Consider the following 22,351-nt stretch of genomic DNA (forward strand, 5'->3'; position numbering starts at 1 on the left):
TCAGCCGGGCGTCAGCCGCCCCGCTGCCGCTCGCCCCAGACCCGCAGCGGGCTCGCCTCGTCCGGCAACGGCAGGTGATTGACGCGCATCGGCTGCTCGTCCGCCGGGCGGCACAGTTCTGCGTAGATGCCGGCGCTCAACAGCCCCTCGGCCTCGGCCTCCACGGCGGTGAAGGCGTAGTAGCCGCGCTCGACCCCGGCGAGCCGCATCGCCGCGTGGCACATCGGGCAGGGCTGGCCGCTGGCGTAGACGATGCAGCCATCGAGCTTCGGCGTGCCGAGCTTGCGGCTCGCCGCCCGGAGCGCCGCCATCTCGGCGTGGTCGGTCGGATCGTGGCTGACATGGATGCCGTTGGCGGCGCGCGCCACCACTTCGCCCCCGCGCACGATCACGGCACCGTAGGGCCGCCCTCCCTCCGCCACGTTCGCCCGCGCGATCTCGACCGCCTCGCGCAGGTAGGTCTCGTGTTCGCTCATGCCTGGTCCCTCGCCGTGAATCAGAAGGCGTAGCGTACCGTGCAATACGGCAGCCTCTCGGCGAGCAACGCGCGGAAGCGGGTGAGCCATTGGCCCTTCCAGCCGGTGCGGTAGCGCAGATTGTCGCCCCCGCCCTCAGAGCGCTTGGCCTCCTGGATGTCGGGGCGCCACAGCAGCGCCTCGGCCTTCGGGTGCCAGCCGAGATTGACCGCGTGCAGACCCGCATTGTGGGTCAGCATGATGATCTCGCATTTGAGCTGGGCCTTGGCCGCGTCCGAGAGCCGGTCGTCGATCTCGGTGAACAGCTCGGCCCAATCGGCCTCCCAGCCCTCGTAGAGGATGACCGGCGAGAAGTTGACGTGGACCTCGTAGCCGGCGGCGAGAAAATCATCGATCGCGGCGATCCGCTCCGGGATCGGCGCGGTGCGGACATCGACGATCTTGGCGATCCGCGCCGGCATCAGCGAGAAGCGGATGCGGGTGCGCCCTCGCGGGTCGTAGTCGAGCAGGTCGCGATTGACCCATTTTGTGGCGAACGACGCCTTGGCGTTCGGTAGGGCCCGGAACAGGGCGACGAGGTCGCGGACGTTGTCGCAGAGCATGGCATCGACCGAGAGGTCGCCGTTCTCGCCGAGATCGTAGACCCAGGCCGCGTCATCGACCTGATCGGGCTGGGGCAGCGGCCCCTGCTTGGCGGCGTGGCGGGTGATGGCGGCGGCCACCGCCTCGACGTTCACGAACAGCGAGATCGGGTTCGAAAAACCCTTGCGACGCGGCACGTAGCAATAGGCGCAGGCCATGGCGCAGCCGTTCGAGATCGACGGTGCGATGAAGTGGGCCGAGCGCCCGTTGGGGCGCATCGCGAGCCCCTTCTTGACGCCGAGCACCAGCGTCGAGCGCTTGATCCGCACCCAATCCTCGACCGAGCCGGCGTTGCCGTGGAGCGAGGGGATGTTCCAGTGCGAGGGGACTTCGATGCGCGTCGCGTCGGGGAAGCGCGCGAGAATCTCGCGACCGCGCGGAAAATCCGCCACGGCCGGTTCGAGGAAGATGCGGTCGATGTCGAGGAGCGCGGGTGCGGCCATGGGCCGGATATGGCGCGCGGAGTGCCGCGCGGCGCGGGCTGCGGCGAATGGCTTGTTGGGCGCAACCCTTCGCGCCGGCCTTTCCCACCCATCCCCTCATCCTGAGGTGCGGAGCGAAGCGGAGCCTCGAAGGAGGGCTCCAGCGAATCGCGCGGCTGGCTGGAGCCCTCCTTCGAGGCCCGCCTGCGGCGGGCACCTCAGGATGAGGGGGATGGGTGGGATGAAGTAGTTCGACGAGCGCTGCGTAAAAAAGAAAATCAAAACGCCTGATCGACGCGCCGTCCCTCGCGGGCCAGCCGCAGCAGGTTCTGGCCGTAATGGGTCTTGGCGAACAGCTCGCCGCGGGCCTGGAGCTGCTCCTTGCTGATGAAGCCCTGGAGATAGGCGATCTCTTCGAGGCAGGCGACCTGGAGGCCCTGGCGGTGCTGGAGCACGCGCACGAATTCGGCGGCCTCCAGCAGGCTGTCGTGGGTGCCGGTGTCGAGCCACGCGTAGCCGCGGCTCATCCGCTCCACGTGGAGCTGGCCGCGCTCCAGATAGGCCTGATTGACGCTCGTGATCTCCAACTCGCCGCGCTCGGAGGGCTTCACCTCGGCGGCGATGTCGAGCACCTGATTGTCGTAGAAGTACAGGCCGGTGACCGCCCAGGGGCTCTCGGGGGTCTTGGGCTTCTCCACGAGGCGGATCGGGCGGCCCTCGTCGTCGAGGGTGACGACGCCGTAGGCCTCCGGGTGATCGACGTGGTAGGCGAACACCGTGGCACCCGACTTCCGCGCGCGCGCCTTGCCGAGCAGCGCGCTCATGCCGTTGCCGAAGAACAGGTTGTCGCCGAGCACCAAAGCCACGTCGTCCGTGCCGACGAAGTCGCGGCCGATGATGAAGGCCTGGGCCAGCCCCTCCGGCCGCGGCTGCACCGCGTAGGTGAAGGTGACGCCGAACTGCTCGCCGGTGCCGAGCAGGCGCTGGTAGTTGCCGAGGTGCTCGGGGCTGGAGATGATCAGGATCTCGCGGATGCCGGCGAGCATCAGCACCGAGATCGGGTAGTAGATCATCGGCTTGTCGTAGACCGGCAGCAACTGCTTGTTGATCGCCAGCGTGGCCGGGTGGAGCCGGGTGCCGGAGCCGCCGGCGAGCACGATGCCCTTCATCGGAATAACCCTATCGTTCAGTGCGCCGGCCCGACCAGACGGTCGAGGATGTCGTCGAGCGCCACGGTCCAGGGCCGCGGCGCGATCCCGTAGGCGTCGGTGAGGCTCTGCGTCGAGAGCCGCGAATTGGCCGGGCGCCGGGCCGGGGTCGGGTAGGCGGAGGTCGGGATGCCCTCGACCGGAATGCTGCGCCCGCCGCGCTTGGCCGAGCCCTCGACGATGGCGCGGGCGAAGCCGCACCACGTGGTGGCACCGTCGTTGACGAAGTGGAAGGTGCCGGTCGGCGCCGCCGCGTCCTGCGCGAGCCGCAGGGCGATGACGGCCAGCGCGCCCGCGAGGTCGGCGGCGGAAGTCGGGCAGCCGTGCTGGTCGTCCACCACCGTGAGTTTGTCCCGCTCGCCCGCGAGCCGCAGCATCGTCTTGACGAAGTTGCCCCGGTGCGGGCTGACCACCCAGGCGGTGCGGACGATCGCATGGCGCGGGTTGCCGGTGCGGACCGCCATCTCGCCCGCGGCCTTGCTGGCGCCGTAGACGCTTGTCGGGTTCACAGGATCGTCGGGGGCGTAGAAGCCCTCGCCGGTGCCCTCGAACACGTAATCGGTCGAGACGTGGATCAGCGGAATATTTCGTCGCTTGGTCTCCGCGGCGAGGATCGCGGGCGCCAGCGCGTTGAGGCGCCATGCGGCGGCCACCTCGCTCTCTGCCTTGTCGACCGCGGTGTAGGCCGCCGGCACGATCACCGCGGCGTAGGCGCGGGCATCGAGCGCGGCGGCGACCGCCGCCTCGTCGGTGATGTCGAGGCTCCGGCGGTCGGGGGCGTGCACCCGCACGCCCTCCGGCCACGGATAGGCCTGGAGTTCGGTGCCGACCTGCCCGGCGCCGCCGAGGATGAGGATATCCATCGGGCGGCCTACTTCGCGAGGCCGAGGCGCTCGCCGGAATAGCGGCCCTCGCGGATCGGGCGCCACCACGATTCGTTGTCGAGATACCATTGCACGGTCTCGACCAGGGCTTCCTCGAACACCTTGGTCGGCGCCCAGCCGACTTCGCGCTCGGCCTTGGTCGGGTCGATGGCATAGCGCCGGTCATGGCCGGGGCGGTCGGCGACAAAGGTGATCAGCCGCTCGTGCGGGCCGTGCTCCGGCCGCACCCGATCGAAGGCGGCGCACAGCGCCTTCACCACGGCGAGGTTGTTGCGCACCGCGCGCCCGCCGAGCAGGTAGGTCTCGCCCAGCCGACCCCGCTCCAGCACCGCAACGAGGCCGCGGGCGTGATCCTCGACATGGATCCAGTCGCGCTCGTTCATGCCGTCGCCGTAGACCGGCAGGTTCTTGCCGTCGAGCGCGGCCAGGATCATCAGCGGGATCAGCTTTTCGGGGAAGTGGCGCGGCCCGTAATTGTTCGAGCAGTTCGTCACCAGCACCGGCAGGCCGTAGGTCTCGTGCCACGCCCGGGCGAGGTGGTCGGAGGCGGCCTTCGAGGCCGAGTAGGGCGAGCGGGGATCGTAGCGGCTCTCCTCGGTGAAGAACCCGTTGGGCGGCAGCGAGCCGTAGACCTCGTCGGTCGAGACGTGGAGGAACCTGAAATTCGTCTTCGCCTCGCCCTCCAGGCTCTCCCAGTGGGTGCGGGCGCCGTCGAGCATCACCTGGGTGCCGATGACGTTGGTGCGCACGAACGCGCCCGGATCGGTGATCGAGCGATCGACGTGGCTCTCGGCGGCCAAATGCATCACGGCCTCCGGCTTGAACTCGGCGTAGAGGGCGTGGACGCGGGCCGGATCGCAGATGTCGGCCTGCTCCAGGCGATGGCGCGGATCGTCCTTCAGGGGATCGAGCGAGATCGGGTTGGCCGCATAGGTCAGCGCGTCGAGGGTCAGCACCTCGTGGCCGAGGTCCTGCACGAGGTGCAGCACCAGCGCGGAGCCGATGAAGCCGCAGCCGCCGGTCACCAGAATGCGCATCGCGAGAAGTCTCCGTCGATTTCGTCAGTGAGCGGCGTCAGAACACGCGGCCGAGATCGGCCAGCAGCGGCGCCGTCTTATCCTTGCCCGACACGGTCGCCTCGGCCTCGGTCACCGGCCAGTCGATGCCGATGGCGGGATCGTTCCAGCGCAAGTTGCGGTCGTCGGACGGGCTGTAATAGGCGTCGACCTTGTAGGCCACCATCGTGTTCGGCTCCAGGGTGCAGAAGCCGTGGGCGAAGCCGGCCGGCACGAAGAGCTGCTCGCCGCCTTGCGCATCGAGGCGCACGGCGACGTATCGGCCGTAGCTCGGCGACTCAGAGCGGAGATCGACGGCGACATCGAGGATCGCGCCGGCGAGCACCCGGATCAGCTTGGCCTGCGCCGCCGGAGCCGTCTGGAAGTGCAGGCCGCGCACGGTGCCTTGCGGCGCCGAGAACGACTGGTTGTCCTGGATGAAGACGTTGGCGATGCCGGCCTGCGCCAGCACGTCGGCTCGGAACACTTCCGAGAACCAGCCGCGGTCGTCGCCGTGGCGCTTCGGGACCACCCGCTTGACCGCCGGGATCTCCGTGTCGATCACCTGCATTCGATCCGTTCCCAAAGCGGCCGGCCCGCATGGCGGGCGATTGGGGCCGCTTGAGACGGCCCAAGGCGGCGAAGTCAAGGCGGCGCCCTCGAAAAATCGTGCGCGGCGGCAGGGGTTGCGCCGGGGCGGCGGCGGCCATACCGCTGCCGCCCCGGCCGCCCCCCGTGGCCTCATCCGGAGTTCCGCTCACGATGGTCGCGCTCGTTTCCCTCCGCCGAACCGCGCTCGCCGCCCTGCTCGTCGCGTCGTCCACTGGCTCGGCCCTCGCGCAGAAGGCCGGCGACCTCTCCGGCGTGTGGCAGACCGAGACGGCGGGTTCGACCGTCCGGATCGCCCGCTGCGGGGGCGGCTATTGCGGCACCATCGCGGCCACCCCCGGCCCCGGCCTCGACAGCCAGAACCCGGACGCCTCCCTGCGCACGCGAAAACTCGTGGGCGTGCAGATCATGCAGGCCGGCACCCCGAGCGGGGAGGGGTTCGAGGGCAGCCTTTACAACCCGAAGGACGGCAAGACCTATTCGGGCAGCCTTACGCCCAAGGGCCCGGACACCGTCGAGGTCGCGGGCTGCGTGCTCAGCGTGATCTGCAAGCGCCAGACCTGGCGCCGGATGCGGTGATTTTCTGGGATTTTGGTCCCGCCCCGTCATTGCGAGGCGGAGCCGAACCTCCCCTCCATCCCCCCTCATCCTGAGGTGCGGAGCGAAGCGGAGCTTTGAGGGAGGGCTCCAACCAGCCGCGCGATCCCTGGAGCCGTCCTTCGAGGCCGCTGGCGCGGCACCTCAGGATGAGGGGGGCCGAATGGATGAGCCGGTCCGACAGGCTCTCGGACGGGCTCGACCTCGAGCGAAATCACCGCTCCGTCAGCTTCATCTCGATGCGCCGGTTGCGGGAATAAGCCTCCTCGCTCATGCCGGAATCGAGCGGCTGGAACTCGCCGAAGGCGCCGGCCAGCAGGCGCTGCGGCGGGATCCCCTTGCTGCGCAGATACTGAACCACCGCGATGGCGCGCGCCGCCGAGAGCGCCCAATTCGAGGGGAATTGCGGCGACTGGATCGGCCGCGCGTCGGTGTGGCCATCGACCCGCAGCACCCACGGGATGTCGGCGGGAATCTCCTTCGAGATGTCAAGGATGGCGCCCGCGATCCGGTCGATCTCCGGCCCGGCCTCGGGTTTCAGCGAGGCCGAGCCCGCCGCGAACAGCACCTCGGATTGCAGCACGAAGCGGTCGCCGACGATGCGGATGTCCGAGCGCGCGCCGACGATCTGGCGCAGGCGCCCGAAGAAGTCGGAGCGGTAGCGGGCGAGTTCCTGCACCCTTTGCGCGAGCGCCACGTTGAGGCGGCTGCCGAGTTCGGCGATGCGGGCCTGACTCTCGCGGTCGCGCGATTCCGAGGCCGACAGAGCGTCCTCCAGCGCGGCGAGCTGGCGGCGCAGCGCCCGGATCTGCTCGTTGAGCAACTCCACCTGATTCTGCGCGCGGGCGGTGGCACCGCGCTCGGCGGCGAGCTGCGCGTCCACGTCCGTGCTCTTGCCCTGAGCCGCGGTCGCGGCGTCGGCCAGCGCCTGGAGCCGGTCGCGCTCGGCTTCCGTCGCCGTCAAGGTGTTGCGCATACCCGCCACCGCCTCCTCCTGGGCGCGGCGGCTGGAGCGCTCCAGCGCCAGCAGGTCGGTGAGGTCGGCGATCTGACGGTTGAGGCGGGTCAGCACCGCGTCGCGCCCGGTCAGCTCCTGCGACAGGAAGAACTGTCCGACCACGAAGACGGTGAGCAGGAACACCACGGCGAGCAGGAGCGTGGCCAGGGCATCGACGTAGCCCGGCCAGACGTTGAGGCCGCGATGCGCGCGGAGGCGCCGGGAGGCCATCACTCCGCCTTTTCGCGGGCGATGCGGTCCAGCACCAGCTTCAACTCGCGCTCGCGGGCGGCCTGGGCCTCGACCCAGTCGCGGATCATCTGCTGCTCGGCGCGCATGTGCTGGACGAGACCCTGGATGCCCTCGGCGAGGTTGGTCATCGCCTGGGTCGCGGCCCGCCCGCCGCCGCCCTCGGCGATGACGCCGCTCAGGCGCTCGACCGCCGCCTGAAGCTCGCGGGCGACCGCCGGGTCGTGCGCGGGCGCGGGCCGCGCGGCGGAGACCACCGCCTGCTCCTCGCCGGAGATCAGCCAATCCTCCAACTCGTTGTGGAAGCGCGCCTGGGCTTGGCCCGCCTGGAGATCGAGGAAGCCGATCACCAGCGAGGAGGCGAGGCCGAACAGCGAGGCCGAGAAGGCCAACCCGATGCCGGACAGCGGCACCGCGAGCCCGCTCTTCAGCTCATCGAACATCACCGCGGCGTCGCCCCCGCCGCGCATTCCGCCGATCACGGAGCCGACCGCCGACAGCGTCTCGATCAGGCCCCAGAACGTGCCGAGGAGACCCAGCAGGATCAGGATGCCGGCGCTGTAGCGCAGGATTTCGCGGCCCTCGTCGAGGCGCGCGGCGGTGGTGTCGAGCAGCGCGCGGGTGCCCGTCAGCGTCACGCCCTCGCGCCGCGCCTCCAGCGCCGGCACGAGCGGGGCCAGCAGCACCGGCCGGTCCTTGGGCTTCTCGCCGGCGGCGACGGCGTTGACGTAGCGCGTCTCGCGAAACAGCCGCGTCACCTGCCCGAAGGCCAGCAGCACCGCGATCAGCAGCACGCCGAGGATCAGCCCGTTGAGGCCGGGATTGGCGAGGAAGGCCGGGGTGATCTGCCGGTAGAGGACGAAGGCGAGGAAGCCGACCAGCACGAGGAAGACCAGCATCCTGACGATGGTCATGCCGGGCTTGGCAAGCGGCGGGCTGTCTGGGGAAGACGCGGGACGGGCCGCCATCGGGTCCATGCTCGTGTTTGCGGCCGCGCCGGGAGGAGGGCACCGCGCGGGGGATCAGCGGCGGCACTCTGGCGGCTTGGCCGTGCGCGATCAAGTCACGACGCTGTCTCGGTCCTGGAGCGCCGCGAGGGGGTCGGATCGCAATCCAGTCGGCTTGACCCCGCGGCGGGCCGTTTGCGCGCCCATCCGGACTCTCGGCGGCCGCGGGCTCGACGTCCTCCTGGGTCAAAAGGTGGCAATCCACTCGATCGGTTCAGCGCGACTATGCCGGGGTGGTCGAGACATCTGCGGGGGAATCGACGACGAAGCCGGATGGACGCGCTTGCCGTGTCGAGAGCTCCGGATAGAGTGCCGCCGAGCTGAAGCACCGATGGTCCGGCATCGGCGCTTGAGCCCTTCAACTCTCGTCACGAGCCGATCGATCTCGGATGTCATTCCCGCCGTCGCCCGACCTGTCCCCCTTCCACGACCTGCTCGGCGAGGGCGGCGTCGTCACCGACGCGGCCAGCCTGACCCGCTACACCCATGATCAGCGGGCGCTCATGCAGGGGCAGACGCCGGGCGTCCTGCGCCCGCGCTCGACGGAGGAGGTCCAGGAGATCGTCCGCCTCGCGGCGCGCCACGGCTTCGGCCTCGTGCCCCAGGGCGGCAACACCGGCTATGTCGGCGGCGCCACGCCCGAGCCCGGACGCGGGCAACTCGTCGTCTCGCTCGAACGGATGAGCCGCATCCGATCCGTCGACGCGACGGGCTTCACGCTGGCCTGCGACGCCGGCACGATCCTCGCCGACGCGCAGGCCGCCGCGGAGGCCCACGGCTGCTTGCTGCCGCTGAGCCTCGGCGCCGAGGGGAGCTGCCGCCTCGGCGGCAACGTCGGCACCAATGCGGGTGGGCTGCAGGTGCTGCGCTACGGCATGACGCGCGACCTCGTGCTCGGCCTGGAAGTCGTCCTGCCGGACGGATCGTTGTTCTCCGACGTGCGGACGCTGCGCAAGAACAACATCGGCTACGATCTCAAGCAGCTCTTCATCGGCGCCGAGGGCACGCTGGGCATCGTCACCGGAGTGGTGCTCAAGCTCTGGCCGGCGCAGACGCAGCGCGCCACCGCCTGGATGCAGCTCGCGGCCGACGCGCCGATCCCCGAGATCGCAGCTCTGGTTCGGCGCGAGACCGCCGATCTCGCCTCGACCTTCGAGCTGATCTCGGCCTCGTCGCTGGGGCTCGTCGCCGCCATGCGCGGCGCCGACCTCGGTCTGTCGGCCGGACCCGGCGGTGCGGTGCTGCTCGAACTCTCCGCATCCTCGCCGCGCATTCCGCTCGAGGACATCCTGCTCGGCACCCTCGAGGCGCTGATGGAGGCCGGCCATGTCGAGGACGCGGTGCTCGCCCAGTCGGAGCGGCAGCGGCGCGAGATGTGGACCATCCGCGAGACGATTCCCGAGGCCGAGAAGCACGCGGGCGGCTCGGTGAAGCTCGACATCGCGGTTCCGACCTCGGCCGTCTCGGACTTTCTGGCGCGGGCGGGCGCGGTGGTCGCCGAGCATGCACCGGGCACGCGCCTGTCGTTCTATGGCCATGTCGGCGACGGCAACATCCACTTCAACCTGATGGTGCCGGCGGGACGCGACCGGATCGCCTTCACCGCAGAGGTGGAAGAGGGCATCGCCCACGCCGTCTACGCGGTGGCGATCGAACTCGGCGGCAGCTTCAGCGCCGAGTACGGTATCGGCCGCTTCAAGCGCGACCTGCTCGGCCGCTACGGCGACGCGGTCCGCCTGGATCTCCTCGCCGCCGTCAAGCGCGCGGTCGATCCGGCCGGGCTGATGAACGCCGGTGCGATGACCTGACCGGTCCGCCGGACGTCACGTCGTACGCTTCGGCCTGCGCCTGCAGGTCGCCGGCAAACGCGGCCCGACGGTCCCCTTTTCGAGTCAGATTATTCCCGCCAGCAAGACGGCGTTGGGCCGGAGCCCGGCATCCAGCCGGGGAGCGCTGAATCGCAGCGTCCCACCCTCAGCGGGCGTCCGCACGCTCGAGCCGAACGGGTCTCGAACCTAATCCCACTCCCGCGGCCAGCTCTCCTCCAGATGCGGCCCGAGCCGCACCGCCCAGACCTTCTTGGCCAGCCCCGTCGCATCGTCGGTCTCGACGGCGACGCCGCACAGCGTGCCGGGGCCGGTGGCGGTTTCCAGGCGGGAGCCCGGCGTCTTCTGGAGGAAGCGGCGCACCGGCTCCTCCTTCTGCATGCCGAGCACCGAATCGTAGTCGCCGCACATGCCGGCATCCGAGAGGTAGGCGGTGCCGTGGGGCAGGACGCGATGGTCGGCGGTCGGCGCGTGGGTGTGGGTGCCGACGACGAGGCTCGCGCGGCCGTCGAGGAAGTGGCCCATCGCCTGCTTCTCGCTGGTGGCTTCCGCGTGCATGTCGACGATCACGGCGTCCGCCGCGGCGCCGAGCGGGCAGGCCTCCAGCTCGCGGTCGGCCGCCGTGAAGGGGTCGTCGAGCGGGTCGAGATAGATGCGGCCCATCACGTTGACGACGAGGACGCGGGCGCCCCGCGCAGTCTCGATCACCGTGGCGCCCCGGCCCGGCGTGCCCGGCGGGTAGTTCGCGGGCCGGATCAGCCGCGGCTGGCGGGCGATGAAGACGAGGGCCTCGCGCTGGTCGAAGGAGTGGTTGCCGAGTGTCACCGCGTCGGCGCCGGCCTGGAGGATCTCGTCGCAGATCGATTCGGTGATGCCGAAGCCGCCGGCCGCGTTCTCGCCGTTGATGACGACGCAATCGAGCCGCCAGCGCTCGCGTAAGGACGGCAGCCGCTCGGTCACCGCGTAACGGCCGGGGCGTCCGACGATGTCGCCGAGGAAGAGGATGCGCATTCTGGGAGGCTCAGGCTTGCCGAAGCGGCACGAGGCCCTGCTCGGTGACCATGTGGTCGAGGGGCCGGTCGTGCGGCTCGGCCGGGACTTGCGCGATTTCCTGCACCGAGAAGGCGATGCCGACGGTCAGCACCGGCCCGTTCTTCGACAGCCGCTCGATCGCCTGATCGTAGTAGCCCGCGCCGTAGCCGATGCGCTGGCCGGCCCGATCGAAGGCCGCGAGCGGCACGATCAGGGCGGTCGGATCGAGCGGAGGCAGGTCGTCGCGCGGCTCGGACAGGCCGAAGCGGCCCTGAAATAGTTCCTCACCGGCCCGCCACTCGCGGAAGACGAGGCCTTGCTCCGTCACCTTCGGCAAGGCCACGCGCTGGCCGCGGGCGAACAGCCGCTCGATCAGCGGACGCGGATCGATCTCGCTGCGGATCGGCCAGAAGGCGCCGACGAGCGGCGCCGCAGCCAATTCGGGGATTTCCCGGACGATGGTCTCGGCCACGGCCTGCGCGCCGGCGGCGCGGGCCTCGGGGGAGAGCGCGTCGCGCCGGGCCAGAACCTCGGCGCGCAGTTGCGCCTTGTGGGCGCGAAGGGGGGAGGAGTGCGGAGCCACCTGAGCCGTCGGAGTGTCGATCCCGGGAAACCTACGGTGTAGGTGGGCGCCGTGTTGGCCAAGTCCACGGACGAGGCCAGGAACAGCTCCCTAGGGAGTCGATAAGGCCCCGGGGAAAGTTCTCCTGGCGAACTCTGCAGCCCCGCCCACGAGATGTAGCCGGGCCGGGGCCGTGGCGCCAGGGGCCGAATGCCGCGAGGTGCGAAGAAATCCGATGTCGGCTTCGTTTGACGCGTGCGTCTGGCGCGTCAGCCCCCCGAATGCCCCGACAGGGCCCGCGCCAGCCGGTCGATCCGCTCGGCAGCGACGCCCACACCCGCGGCGAGGCGGGCCTGCTCGCCGGCCTCGCGGGCGGCGTCGCGCTCCATGTCGGCGAGGCGGCGGCGCGCCTCCTGCAACTCATCGACCAGCGTCAGGGCCGCCATGACCTGGAGGCGCATGTCGCCAATCTCGCCGAAGGCCCCGCGCATGTCGGCGACCCGCTTGTCGAGGTCGTCTGCCAGCGCTTCGAGATGACTCTCCTCGCCCTCGGCGCAGGCCATCCGGTAGCTCTTGCCCGCGATGGTGACGCTGACATGGGGCATGGGACGCGTACTTTCGTCTCTGAGCACGATGCGGAAAAGTGGCGCCGGTTTTCCGAAATCATCGTGCGACCACGAAGAGATTAAGAGCCGGACGGGCCGGACAGGACATCCTTGACGGTCTCGATGGCGCGATCGAGGCGGCGCCCGACCTCGCCGGTGGTGACGTTCATCCGCGCGAGCCGGGCGCCCGCGGCGTCGAGTTCGGCCGCGAGCCGCGCCCGGTCCTCCTCCAGCAGGGCGAACTCGGTCTCGCGGTCGCCGCGGCTGCGCTCCGCCTCCAGGCGCCGCGCCACCGCCGTCTCCAACAGCGCCAGGGCCGCATCGAGCCGGCCGATCGCTTCCTCAAGCGGGATCGCCGCCCTCTCACCCGCCTTCGCCATATTGCTGAATCGATCCTTCCCCGCCGCGCTCCGCTTCAAGAGGTTTCAGCCAAGCGCATTCGAAATTCCAGCCTGTTCGCCGTTGCACCCACGATCTTTGACAGCCCCCACGGCCATGTTAGAGAGCCCGCGTCCGGCCCCTCGCGCGCCCTCCGCGCGCCGCCGCCCACCGGAAACCCGACCTTGCCTCTCTCCGGCTCCCCGCGCAGACCGTCCGCCGTCCGGACGAGCGCGGGTCGTGTCGCGGTTCATCCGAGGTTCAGTGCGGCCCCGCTTGGACCGGTCCGGCAATCGTCCGCCGCATCCCCGCTTCCCCGTCGGCGCGAAGGCGCGCCCCAATCCCAAGGAGTCACGCCGTGACCGTCAAGGTTGCCATCAACGGCTTCGGCCGCATCGGCCGCAACGTGCTGCGCGCCATCGTCGAGGCCGGCCGCACCGACATCGAGGTCGTGGCGATCAACGATCTCGGGCCCGTGGAGACCAACGCCCACCTGCTGCGCTACGATTCCGTCCACGGCCGCTTCCCGGCCGAGGTCGCGGTCGAGGGCGACGCCATCGTGATCAACGGCAAGCGCATCCGCGTGACCGCCGTGCGCAATCCGGCCGAGCTGCCGCACCGCGATCTCGGCGTCGACGTCGCGCTCGAATGCACCGGCATCTTCACCTCGAAGGACAAGGCCAAGGCCCATCTCGACGCCGGCGCCAAGCGCGTCCTCGTCTCGGCGCCCGCCGACGGCGCCGATCTCACCGTCGTCTACGGCGTCAATCACGACGGCCTGACCGCCGAGCACCTCGTAGTCTCCAACGCCTCCTGCACCACCAACTGCCTCGCCCCCGTCGCCAAGGTGCTCAACGAGACCGTCGGCATCGAGCGCGGCTTCATGACGACGATCCACTCCTACACCAACGACCAGCCCTCGCTCGACCAGATGCACAAGGATCTGTACCGGGCCCGCGCCGCGGCGCTCTCGATGATTCCGACCTCGACGGGCGCAGCCAAGGCCGTCGGCCTCGTCCTGCCGGAGCTGAAGGGCAAGCTCGACGGCACCGCGATCCGCGTGCCGACCCCGAACGTCTCGGCGGTCGATCTCGTGTTCACCGCCAAGCGCGCGACCTCGGTCGAGGAGATCAACGAGGCGATCAAGGCCGCCGCCGCCGGCCCGCTCAAGGGCGTGCTCGGCGTCACCGACCGGCCGAACGTGTCGATCGACTTCAACCACGATCCGCACTCGTCCACGTTCCATCTCGACCAGACCAAGGTCATGGACGGCACCTTCGTGCGCATCCTGTCCTGGTACGACAACGAGTGGGGTTTTTCGAACCGCATGGCCGACACCGCCGTCGCCATGGCCAAGCTGATCTGATCGCCTAGATCAGCCCGAGACGAGGCGGCTGGCTTGTGCCGGCCGCCTCACGCATGACCGGGGCTTAGCCCTCGCTGACAGATATGGTGTGCACGCGATGACCGAGACCTCGCCGACCAAGTCGTCCGGGACCGACTTCATCCCGACCACTCCGCCGGTCCCTGCTGCGCCCGCGCCGGCCCCGGCGCCCTCCCTTGCCAAGGCGGACCTTTCGGCCGCCGCGCCGGTCAACCATTCCGACCAGCTCGCCCGCATCGAGGACAAGGCGGCGCGCATCGAGGACAAGTACGCCCGCTCCGAGGCGCTGCTGTCGCGCGTCGAGGACAAGGTCGAGAACGCCTCCTCCCGCATGAACGAGGCCGCGCGCCAGGCCGACCTCGCCTCGCTGCGCAGCGAAGTCCGCGGCATGGCCGACCGCATCAACCGGCTGCCCGGCACCGGCGCCCTGGTGCTCACCGCTCTCATCACCGCCGTCCTGACCGTGGCCCTGATGGTCGCGGTGCAGCGGGCGAACCTCGACAAGCTGCTCCCGCCGAGCCTCGGCGGCCAGCCGCAGACCACCACGACCAACCCGTAAGAGCGCCATGCCCGATTTCCGCACCCTCGACGATGCCGGCCCGCTCCAGGGCAAGCGCGTGCTCCTGCGCGTGGATCTCAACGTGCCGATGGACGCAGGCCGCGTCACCGACGCGACCCGCATCGAGCGGGTGGTGCCGACGATCCGCGAGATCGCCGACCAAGGCGGCAAGGTGATCCTGCTCGCGCATTTCGGCCGCCCGAAGGGCAAGCCGGACCCGAAGGATTCGCTCAAGCCCATCCTGGCGACGCTCTCGGAAAAGGTCGGCAAGCCGGTCGCCTTCGGCGAGGATTGCGTCGGCGAGGCCGCGGCGAAGGCCGTCGATGCCCTGAAGGACGGCGACGTACTTCTTCTCGAAAACACCCGCTACCACGCCGGTGAAGAGAAGAACGATCCCGACTTCACCCAGGCGCTCGCCGCCAACGGTGACCTCTACGTCAACGAGGCGTTCTCGGCGGCCCACCGCGCCCACGCCTCGACCGAAGGCCTCGCCCGCGTGCTGCCGGCCTATGCCGGGCGCCTAATGCAGGCCGAACTCGACGCCCTGACCAAGGGCCTCGAGTCCCCCGCGCGCCCGGTCATCGCCATCGTCGGCGGCGCCAAGGTCTCGACCAAAATCGACCTTCTGGAAAACCTCGTCGCCAAGGTCGACATGCTGGTGATCGGCGGCGGCATGGCCAACACCTTCCTGCACGCGCAAGGGAAAGATGTCGGCAAGTCGCTGTGCGAGAAGGATCTGGCCGAGACCGCCCGGCGCATCCTGGCCGCTGCCAAGGAGAAGAACTGCACCATCATCCTGCCCGCCGACGCGCTGGTGGCGCGCGAGTTCAAGGCGAATGCCGAGAACGAGACGGTGCCGGTCGATGCCGTGCCCTCGGACGCGATGATCCTCGATGTCGGCGCCGCCTCCATGGCCACCATCGACGGCGCCATCGACGAGGCCCGCACGCTGGTCTGGAACGGCCCGCTCGGCGCCTTCGAGCTGACCCCGTTCGACACGGGCACGGTCGCGGTGGCGCAACACGCGGCGGCCCGCACCAAGGCCGGCCAGCTCGTCAGCGTGGCCGGCGGCGGCGACACAGTGGCGGCCCTCAACCACGCGGGCGTGGGCGAGGCGTTCTCCTACGTCTCGACCGCGGGCGGCGCCTTCCTCGAATGGCTGGAAGGCAAGGAGCTGCCCGGCGTCGAGGCGCTGCGGGCAAAGGGCTGACACCGCACACGTAACCCTCCCCGCTCCGCGGGTGAGGGCTTGCTACGGAAACGGGATTTACACTCAAGTTTTTCGCGCCCGCGCGCAGCCTGACCGCACGGACGCGTCTATATACGCCCGAAAGGGATAGGCCCGCGCGAGGGCCGCATCGGACGAGGATCGAATCATGGCCCGCATCACCCTCCGGCAGCTCCTCGACCACGCCGCCGAGTACGGCTACGGCGTGCCCGCGTTCAACCTGAACAACATGGAGCAGGGCCTCGCCATCATGGCGGCGGCGGACGCCACCGATTCGCCGGTGATCCTCCAGGCGAGCCGCGGCGCGCGCGCCTACGCGAACGACGTGGTGCTGGCCAAGCTCATCGACGGCCTCGTGGAAATCTACCCGCACATCCCGGTCTGCATGCATCTCGACCACGGCAACAACGAAGCCACCTGCGCCACCGCGATCCAGTACGGCTTCACCTCGGTGATGATGGACGGCTCCCTGAAGGCCGACGGCAAGACCCCGGCCGACTACAACTACAATGTCGAGATCACCCGCAACGTCACCAAGATGGCCCACTGGGCCGGCGTCTCGGTCGAGGGTGAGCTGGGCGTGCTCGGTTCGCTCGAGAGCGGCACCGGCGAGGCCGAGGACGGCCACGGCGCCGAGGGCGAACTGTCCCACGACCAGCTCCTGACCGACCCGGAGGAGGCGGTGAAGTTCGTGCGCGAGACCAAGGTCGATGCGCTCGCCGTCGCCATGGGCACCAGCCACGGTGCCTACAAGTTCACCCGCCAGCCCGACGGCGACGTGCTCGCCATGAACGTGATCGAGGAGATCCACCGCCGCCTGCCGACGACCCACCTCGTCATGCACGGCTCCTCCTCGGTGCCGCAGGAGCTGCAGGACATCATCAACAAGTTCGGCGGCCAGATGAAGCCGACCTGGGGCGTGCCGGTCGAGGAAATCCAGCGCGGCATCAAGCACGGCGTGCGCAAGATCAACATCGACACCGACAACCGCATGGCGATGACCGGCCAGATCCGCCGCATCCTCACCGAGAGCCCGGAGGAGTTCGATCCGCGCAAGTACCTGAAGCCCGCCATGGAGGCGATGACCAAGCTGTGCAAGCAGCGCTTCGAGGAGTTCGAGACGGCGGGGAAGGGCTCGAAGATCCGCCCGATCTCGGTCGCCGAGATGGCCAAGCGCTACGCCAGCGGCTCCCTCGACCCCCGCATCGACGCCTGAGGCAATCCACGTGAGCGAGCCGCAAGCGGCGGGCCCTAAACCCCGCCTCGCCCTCCTGTCTCTCTACGGCCTCGGCTCCGAGCAAGCCGAGGCGACCGCGCGGGCGCTCGAAGCTGCCTGCGCGACCGGCGACGTGGCGGCGGTGATCCTGCGGCTCGCGCGTGCCGACGAACGCAGCCTCGTCGCCCTGCTCAAGAAGCTCTGCCCGGCGGCGCAGGAGCGCGGCGCGGCGGTCGTCGTCGCCGTGCCGGATTTCGACGGCGATCTCGTCTCGGTCGCGGCCCGCGGCGGGGCCGACGGCGTCCATGTGGACCGCGCCGACGACGAGACCCTGCGCGACCTGCGCGGGCGCCTGCGCGACGGGCGCATCCTCGGGGCGGGCGGCGTGCTCGGCTCGCGCGATGCTGCCATGCTCGCGGGCGAGACCGGCGCCGACTACCTGCTGTTCGGCGGCCTGTTTCCCGACGGCGTGGCGCCCGACGCCGACGAGGTGCGCGAGCGCGCGACGTGGTGGGCCGAGATCTTCGAGACGCCCTGCATCGCGGTTGCGGCACTGGCCCACGAGGTCGAGGCGCTCGCCGCGACGGGGGCCGAGTTCGTCGGCCTCGAAAGCGCCCTCTGGCTCGGCGATGCCGAGGGCGTGCGCGCGGCGCAGGCGATTCTCGACAAGGCTCGATGATTTTTTTTGGAGATTTGGACGTTTTTTCGCGCGGTCGCGGCGGCCAGCTGAGGCTTTGGGCGCTCGGTGCCGGCCTCGCCGTCGTGCCGGGCGTGGCGCTCGCGGTGCCCAAGCCCGCCGAGACGCCCGCCAAGGAGGCGGCCCCGGCCAAGAAGCCCGGCCAGGGCCTCGATCGCGAGCTGCCCTCACCCTACAGCGCGAAATCCGATGGAGTGCTGCCGGCCCGGCCCAGCCCGAACCCGGATGCGGCCTACGGCGCCTATCAGCGCGGGCGCTACGTCACGGCGTTCCGCGAGGCGACCAAGCGCATCGAGGCAAACCCCAAGGATGCCCCGGCCATGACGCTGCTGGGCGAACTCTACAACCAGGGCCTCGGCACCAAGCAGGACCCCAAGCGCGCGCTCGAATGGTACCGCCTCGCCGCCGCCCAGGGCGAGCCGCACGCCATGGCCTCGCTCGGCCTGATGGCGATGGACGGGCGCGGCCAGCCCAAGGACGCCAAGGCCGGGCGCGAGTGGCTGGAGAAGGCGGCCCAGCGCGGCGAGCCGGCTGCTGCCTACAACCTCGCCCTGATCCAGATCGCCGACGCGAAGCCCGAGGAGCACGCGGCCGCGGCAACCAACTTCCGCAAGGCGGCCGAGGCCGAGATCGCCTCGGCCCAGCACGCGCTCGGCGTGCTCTACCTCCAGGGCAAGGGCGTGAAGCGCGACACGGTCCAGGCGGCGCAGTGGTTCCGGCGCGCCGCCGACAACGGCGACCTCGCGGGCGAGGTGGAGTTCGCGATCCGGCTGTTTCTCGGCGACGGCGTGACCAAGGATGAGGCGCGGGCCGCCCGCTACTTCCTGCACGCGGCGCGCCGCGGCAACGCCATCGCCCAGAACCGCGTCGCCCGGCTCTATCTCCACGGCCGCGGCGTGCCCAAGAACCTCATCGAGGCGGCGGGCTGGAACCTCGCCGCAACGGCGCAGGGGCGCTCCGACGACGTGCTCGATCAGGCTACCGCCGGGCTCACCCCGGACGAGCGCAAGCGCGCCGAGGCGCTGGCGGCGGAACGGGCAGGTCAGTAGCCGTCTCGAAAGCCACGACACACCCGCGCCCTTCTTCGAGGCCTTCGCTACGCTATGGCACCTCTTGATGAGGGGGGGGGTTGGACGAGCCGACCGGGCTCAGTGCTCGTCGGAGGTCGAGCCGGTCTCGGTGACGTCGGTCAGCACGGCCTTCTCCGCCGGGGGCTCGGCGCTGGCGACCGATTTCGTCTCCAGCATCGGCTGGAGGCGGGCGGCGAGCTGCTTGTCGAGATGGCGGGCATAGGCGCCCTTGAAGAAGCGCTCGCCGGTGCCGCGGCCGTAGATCTGGTCATGGGCGACCGCCATGCGCTGCACCTCGGGGCGGCACAGGAAGCCGATGACGCCCGCGGCCTCGAACCAGCGAGCCTCGCGGGCGAAGCGCATCGCCTTGGGGTTCGACAGTACCGTCTCGGCAAAGCAGGCGGTGGCGGCCTCTTCGAGCGGGGCCAGCACCGTAAGCGCCGTGCCGGGCACGTGCTGGCGGGCGGCGGGGCGCGCCTCCACGGCCGAGGTGGTGAGGGCGACGGCAAGACCGCAGAGCAGCACGGCTTTCATGGGGCGTCTCGAACCGGTGTCGAACGCCCCCATCCTTCCCTGAACAAACCGACAGATCTAGGGCATCGGGGCCGACTCCATGCCGCAGCGCGACACAAAGTTCGGTTGTCTCCCCGGCGCCACAGAGCGGGTTCAGCCCCGGCGCATGGCGTTCCAGTTGCCGCTGCAGCTGATGAGGCCGTTGCCGACCGTCTGCCACGTGCCCGAGCCGCTGCCGCCGGGGGTCAGGCGCCCGGTCACCTGGGCGGCGTTGTCGCCGCGGGAGATGATGCCGCGTACGGCGCCGTTGGCCGAAACCCGGCCCTGAATGTTCACCTCGCCGCCGCCATAGACCGCCTCGCCGCGCTGGATTTGGACGCCGTAGCGGTAGGCGCGGTCGCAGGGGCCGTCGCGGGTCACGACCTCGATGCTCCACCGACCATCGTAGCGGTGCGGCACCTGAACCTTGCGATTGGCGGCATCCGCCGGTCCGAGGGCCGCCAGGATCACGACGGCGGAAAAGCAGGTGGTGAGGATCGACAAGCGCATGAGGTGGGGTCCGGCTGTCCAGTGTGGGGCATGGCCCCGCTTTCAGCCGAAGATTGGGGCGAGGCCCCGAGAGTCAAGGCATCGGCCGCCGCGGTGCGGCGGCGCAGGGGCGGTCGGATCACGCCGTCTTGACGAGCCGCTCGCCGCTGAAGGCCGCGCTGTTTTCGCGGGCGTAGGCGCGGGCCCGCAGGACCACCTCGGTGGGGAGCTGCATCACCACGTCGCCGGTCTTGGGGTCGGTGACGCGGAAGACCAGGGAGGCGGTGTCCTGATCGCGGATGTAGGCGCGCCGCTCCGGCTCGGAGGACTTGGCCTCGGCGGCGTCGGGGCGCACGTCGATGGAGACCGCCGGGTCGAGCACCCGCGACTCGGGTCCGTTCGACGGGCCCGCCACGGGACGGATCGGGGTGACGGTAGAGGCCGGTGCGACGGGCGGCATCGGCGGTGCTGGACGGATCGCGTCCATGGCGGGTGTCCTTCTCAGGTTCAGGGAGGAACCATGACCCCAAGAACACGCGCGGACGATAAGTGGAGTCTTAAACGAGGCTCGTTCTCCCCCGCTGCCGCGGAACGGAGTCGATGAATCGTAAAGATTTTCCCAAAGAAACGATCGAATGATACGGGCTGTCACGAAGGGGCGGCCGGCGCGTGTGCCGGCCGCCCCCCACAAAGCTTACTCGGCGGCGTCGACGTAGAGCTTGCCGCCCTCGGCCAGGAACTCCTGGGACTTGGCCGCCATGCCGGCCTCGCGCTCCGCCTCCGAGAGGGGCTTGGCCTGCCCCAGCACGATCCCGGCCTCCTCCATGGCGAGCACGTCGGCGCGCAGGTCCTGCGTGATCTTCATCGAGCAGAATTTCGGGCCGCACATCGAGCAGAAATGGGCGACCTTGTGGGCGTCCTTCGGCAGGGTCTCGTCGTGGTAGGCGCGGGCCGTGTCCGGGTCCAGCGAGAGGTTGAACTGGTCCTCCCAGCGAAAATCGAACCGGGCGCGGCTGAGGGCGTCGTCGCGCAGCTGCGCGGCGGGGTGGCCCTTGGCGAGGTCGGCGGCGTGGGCGGCGATCTTGTAGGTGATGACGCCGGTCTTCACGTCGTCGCGGTTCGGGAGCCCGAGATGCTCCTTCGGCGTGACGTAGCAGAGCATGGCGCAGCCGAACCAGCCGATCATCGCCGCGCCGATGCCGGAGGTGATGTGGTCGTAGCCCGGCGCGATGTCGGTCGTCAGCGGGCCGAGCGTATAGAACGGCGCCTCGCCGCATTCGCGCAGCTGCTTCTCCATGTTGACCTTGATCTTGTGCATCGGCACGTGGCCGGGGCCCTCGATCATGGTCTGGCAGCCCTTCGCCCAGGCGATCTGGGTGAGTTCGCCCAGCGTTTCCAGCTCGGCGAACTGGGCCGCGTCGTTGGCATCCGCGATTGAGCCGGGGCGCAGGCCGTCGCCGAGCGAGAACGACACGTCGTAGGCCCGCATGATGTCGCAGATCTCGTCGAACCGCTCGTAGAGGAACGACTCACGGTGCCCGGCGAGGCACCAGCGCGCCATGATCGAGCCGCCGCGCGAGACGATGCCGGTGGTGCGCCGCGCGGTCAGCGGCACGTGGGCGAGGCGCACGCCGGCATGGATGGTGAAGTAGTCGATGCCCTGCTCGGCCTGCTCGATGAGCGTGTCCTTGAACACCTCCCAATCGAGCTTGAGCGGGTCGCCGCCGACCTTCTCCAGCGCCTGGTAGATCGGCACGGTGCCGATCGGCACGGGGGAGTTGCGCACGATCCACGAGCGGATGTTGTGGATGTTGCGGCCCGTCGAGAGGTCCATGACGGTGTCCGCGCCCCAGCGGATCGACCAGACCAGCTTCTCGACCTCTTCCGCGGCCGACGACGTGACGGCTGAGTTGCCGATGTTGGCGTTGATCTTCACGAGGAAGTTGCGGCCGATCGCCATCGGCTCGAGTTCGAGGTGGTTGATGTTGGCCGGGATGATGGCCCGGCCGCGGGCGATCTCCTCGCGGACGAATTCGGGGGTGATGAAGGGTGGGATCGCCGCGCCGAAGTTCTGGCCGTCGGCGAGCGCGGCTTCGGCGCTCTTCAGCATCTCGGCGCGGCACGCGTTCTCGCGGTGCGCGACGTAGATCATCTCTTCGGTGACGATTCCGGCCTTTGCGAACTCGTATTGCGTCACCATCTGGCCGGGCTCGGCCCGGCGGATCGTGCGCTCGGCCGGGCACGGGGCGACGAGCTTGTCGGCCGAGGCGAAGCCGTTGTCCTCGGGCTTCACTTCACGCGGCTTCACCGCCGCGTAGCCGCGCCGGGCGATCCAGGGCTCGCGGGCCGTCGGCAGGCCCTTCTCCAGATCGATGCCGGCATCCGTCTCGGTGTAGGGGCCGGACGGATCGTAGACCCGCACCGGCGCCTCCTTGGCGTCGGAGAGCGCGATCTCACGGTAGGGCACGCGGATGTAGGGATGGCCGGGGACCGCGTCGTAGACCTTGCGCGAGCCCTGGATCGGCCCGGTGGTCACGCTGGCGGGATTGTTCTGGGGGAAGTCTTTGGGACGGACGGGTGCGTTCATCGCTGTCGCTCCTGGCGTGG

At 70.0% G+C, this 22,351-nt stretch carries 24 protein-coding genes and 1 other RNA gene; 8 read left to right on the top strand and 17 right to left on the bottom strand.

Annotated features, from left to right (window positions below):
• Window positions 1-11: 11 nt before the first annotated feature.
• From ASG52_RS14465 to rfbC, 6 genes are all read right to left on the bottom strand, one after another.
• Window positions 12-476 (bottom strand): nucleoside deaminase, encoded by a 465-nt coding sequence (locus ASG52_RS14465; protein ID WP_056244329.1) that lies wholly within the window; start codon window positions 474-476, stop codon window positions 12-14.
• A 20-nt stretch (window positions 477-496) separates the two neighbouring features.
• Window positions 497-1,561, bottom strand: a complete 1,065-nt coding sequence (locus ASG52_RS14470; protein ID WP_056244332.1) for a spore photoproduct lyase family protein — start codon at window positions 1,559-1,561, stop codon at window positions 497-499.
• Between the two features lie 257 nt (window positions 1,562-1,818).
• Complete coding sequence (gene rfbA, locus ASG52_RS14475; RefSeq protein WP_056244334.1) at window positions 1,819-2,709, bottom strand: glucose-1-phosphate thymidylyltransferase RfbA; 891 nt, start codon at window positions 2,707-2,709, stop codon at window positions 1,819-1,821.
• A gap of 17 nt (window positions 2,710-2,726) precedes the next feature.
• Window positions 2,727-3,611: a dTDP-4-dehydrorhamnose reductase gene (rfbD, locus tag ASG52_RS14480; RefSeq protein WP_056244337.1), complete on the bottom strand. Its 885-nt coding sequence runs from the start codon at window positions 3,609-3,611 to the stop codon at window positions 2,727-2,729.
• Window positions 3,612-3,619: 8 nt separating this feature from the next.
• Window positions 3,620-4,669 (bottom strand): dTDP-glucose 4,6-dehydratase, encoded by a 1,050-nt coding sequence (gene rfbB, locus ASG52_RS14485; RefSeq protein WP_056244340.1) that lies wholly within the window; start codon window positions 4,667-4,669, stop codon window positions 3,620-3,622.
• A 37-nt stretch (window positions 4,670-4,706) separates the two neighbouring features.
• Complete coding sequence (gene rfbC / locus ASG52_RS14490) at window positions 4,707-5,258, bottom strand: dTDP-4-dehydrorhamnose 3,5-epimerase (protein ID WP_056244342.1); 552 nt, start codon at window positions 5,256-5,258, stop codon at window positions 4,707-4,709.
• Between the two features lie 191 nt (window positions 5,259-5,449).
• Between rfbC and ASG52_RS14495 the strand changes: the two genes are divergently transcribed.
• On the top strand, window positions 5,450-5,875 hold the full coding sequence (locus tag ASG52_RS14495) for a DUF2147 domain-containing protein (RefSeq protein WP_056244347.1): 426 nt from the start codon (window positions 5,450-5,452) through the stop codon (window positions 5,873-5,875).
• Between the two features lie 232 nt (window positions 5,876-6,107).
• Here the strand turns inward: ASG52_RS14495 and ASG52_RS14500 are convergent, their stop codons facing one another.
• Complete coding sequence (locus ASG52_RS14500; RefSeq protein ID WP_056244349.1) at window positions 6,108-7,121, bottom strand: peptidoglycan -binding protein; 1,014 nt, start codon at window positions 7,119-7,121, stop codon at window positions 6,108-6,110.
• Window positions 7,121-8,107, bottom strand: coding sequence for a MotA/TolQ/ExbB proton channel family protein (locus tag ASG52_RS14505; RefSeq protein WP_056244739.1), 987 nt, complete (start codon window positions 8,105-8,107; stop codon window positions 7,121-7,123). Before ASG52_RS14505 ends, ASG52_RS14500 begins: the two co-directional genes overlap by 1 nt.
• Window positions 8,108-8,535: 428 nt before the next feature.
• Between ASG52_RS14505 and ASG52_RS14510 the strand changes: the two genes are divergently transcribed.
• Entirely contained in the window at window positions 8,536-9,954 is a 1,419-nt protein-coding gene (locus tag ASG52_RS14510) for an FAD-binding oxidoreductase (protein WP_056244355.1), read from the top strand.
• 207 nt (window positions 9,955-10,161) lie between these two features.
• Here ASG52_RS14510 and ASG52_RS14515 read toward each other — a convergent pair whose 3' ends face one another.
• The 5 genes from ASG52_RS14515 to ASG52_RS14530 all read right to left on the bottom strand — a co-directional run bounded on the left by ASG52_RS14515 (window position 10,162) and on the right by ASG52_RS14530 (window position 12,551).
• Window positions 10,162-10,983 (bottom strand): TIGR00282 family metallophosphoesterase, encoded by an 822-nt coding sequence (locus tag ASG52_RS14515; protein WP_056244357.1) that lies wholly within the window; start codon window positions 10,981-10,983, stop codon window positions 10,162-10,164.
• 10 nt (window positions 10,984-10,993) lie between these two features.
• Window positions 10,994-11,587, bottom strand: coding sequence for a 5-formyltetrahydrofolate cyclo-ligase (locus tag ASG52_RS14520; protein ID WP_056244361.1), 594 nt, complete (start codon window positions 11,585-11,587; stop codon window positions 10,994-10,996).
• A non-coding RNA gene (gene ssrS / locus ASG52_RS26430) (6S RNA) lies at window positions 11,577-11,733 on the bottom strand. The genes ASG52_RS14520 and ssrS overlap by 11 nt, the downstream gene beginning before the upstream one ends.
• Window positions 11,734-11,835: 102 nt before the next feature.
• Window positions 11,836-12,171 carry a cell division protein ZapA gene (locus ASG52_RS14525; protein WP_056244364.1) on the bottom strand — a complete coding sequence of 112 codons (336 nt, stop codon included), beginning with the start codon at window positions 12,169-12,171 and terminating at the stop codon, window positions 11,836-11,838.
• Window positions 12,172-12,251: 80 nt separating this feature from the next.
• Entirely contained in the window at window positions 12,252-12,551 is a 300-nt protein-coding gene (locus ASG52_RS14530) for a DUF4164 domain-containing protein (RefSeq protein ID WP_056244367.1), read from the bottom strand.
• A gap of 356 nt (window positions 12,552-12,907) precedes the next feature.
• On the opposite strand from ASG52_RS14530, the gene gap reads away from it, so the two are divergent.
• The 6 genes from gap (at window position 12,908) to ASG52_RS14560 (ending at window position 18,682) form a co-directional block, all read left to right on the top strand.
• A complete protein-coding gene (gene gap / locus ASG52_RS14535; RefSeq protein ID WP_056244368.1) occupies window positions 12,908-13,915 on the top strand; it encodes a type I glyceraldehyde-3-phosphate dehydrogenase in 1,008 nt (335 codons plus the stop codon).
• Between the two features lie 97 nt (window positions 13,916-14,012).
• Window positions 14,013-14,492, top strand: coding sequence for a hypothetical protein (locus ASG52_RS14540; RefSeq protein ID WP_056244371.1), 480 nt, complete (start codon window positions 14,013-14,015; stop codon window positions 14,490-14,492).
• A 7-nt stretch (window positions 14,493-14,499) separates the two neighbouring features.
• Window positions 14,500-15,702, top strand: coding sequence for a phosphoglycerate kinase (locus ASG52_RS14545; protein ID WP_056244374.1), 1,203 nt, complete (start codon window positions 14,500-14,502; stop codon window positions 15,700-15,702).
• Between the two features lie 166 nt (window positions 15,703-15,868).
• A complete protein-coding gene (fba, locus tag ASG52_RS14550) occupies window positions 15,869-16,936 on the top strand; it encodes a class II fructose-bisphosphate aldolase (RefSeq protein WP_056244377.1) in 1,068 nt (355 codons plus the stop codon).
• 10 nt (window positions 16,937-16,946) lie between these two features.
• On the top strand, window positions 16,947-17,615 hold the full coding sequence (locus ASG52_RS14555) for a thiamine phosphate synthase (RefSeq protein ID WP_056244380.1): 669 nt from the start codon (window positions 16,947-16,949) through the stop codon (window positions 17,613-17,615).
• A gap of 14 nt (window positions 17,616-17,629) precedes the next feature.
• Complete coding sequence (locus ASG52_RS14560) at window positions 17,630-18,682, top strand: tetratricopeptide repeat protein (RefSeq protein ID WP_502691063.1); 1,053 nt, start codon at window positions 17,630-17,632, stop codon at window positions 18,680-18,682.
• Window positions 18,683-18,781: 99 nt separating this feature from the next.
• Here ASG52_RS14560 and ASG52_RS14565 read toward each other — a convergent pair whose 3' ends face one another.
• The 4 genes from ASG52_RS14565 to thiC all read right to left on the bottom strand — a co-directional run bounded on the left by ASG52_RS14565 (window position 18,782) and on the right by thiC (window position 22,331).
• Complete coding sequence (locus tag ASG52_RS14565; protein WP_056244386.1) at window positions 18,782-19,237, bottom strand: hypothetical protein; 456 nt, start codon at window positions 19,235-19,237, stop codon at window positions 18,782-18,784.
• Window positions 19,238-19,369: 132 nt separating this feature from the next.
• A complete protein-coding gene (locus ASG52_RS14570; protein ID WP_056244389.1) occupies window positions 19,370-19,765 on the bottom strand; it encodes a hypothetical protein in 396 nt (131 codons plus the stop codon).
• 118 nt (window positions 19,766-19,883) lie between these two features.
• The gene (locus tag ASG52_RS14575; protein ID WP_056244392.1) at window positions 19,884-20,231 is read right to left on the bottom strand and encodes a flagellar protein FlaG; all 348 of its coding nucleotides are present in this window, start codon (window positions 20,229-20,231) and stop codon (window positions 19,884-19,886) included.
• A gap of 207 nt (window positions 20,232-20,438) precedes the next feature.
• The gene (gene thiC, locus ASG52_RS14580) at window positions 20,439-22,331 is read right to left on the bottom strand and encodes a phosphomethylpyrimidine synthase ThiC (protein ID WP_056244395.1); all 1,893 of its coding nucleotides are present in this window, start codon (window positions 22,329-22,331) and stop codon (window positions 20,439-20,441) included.
• Window positions 22,332-22,351: the final 20 nt, after the last annotated feature.

Origin of the sequence: Methylobacterium sp. Leaf456 (assembly GCF_001425465.1) — a bacterium.
Lineage (GTDB): Bacteria > Pseudomonadota > Alphaproteobacteria > Rhizobiales > Beijerinckiaceae > Methylobacterium.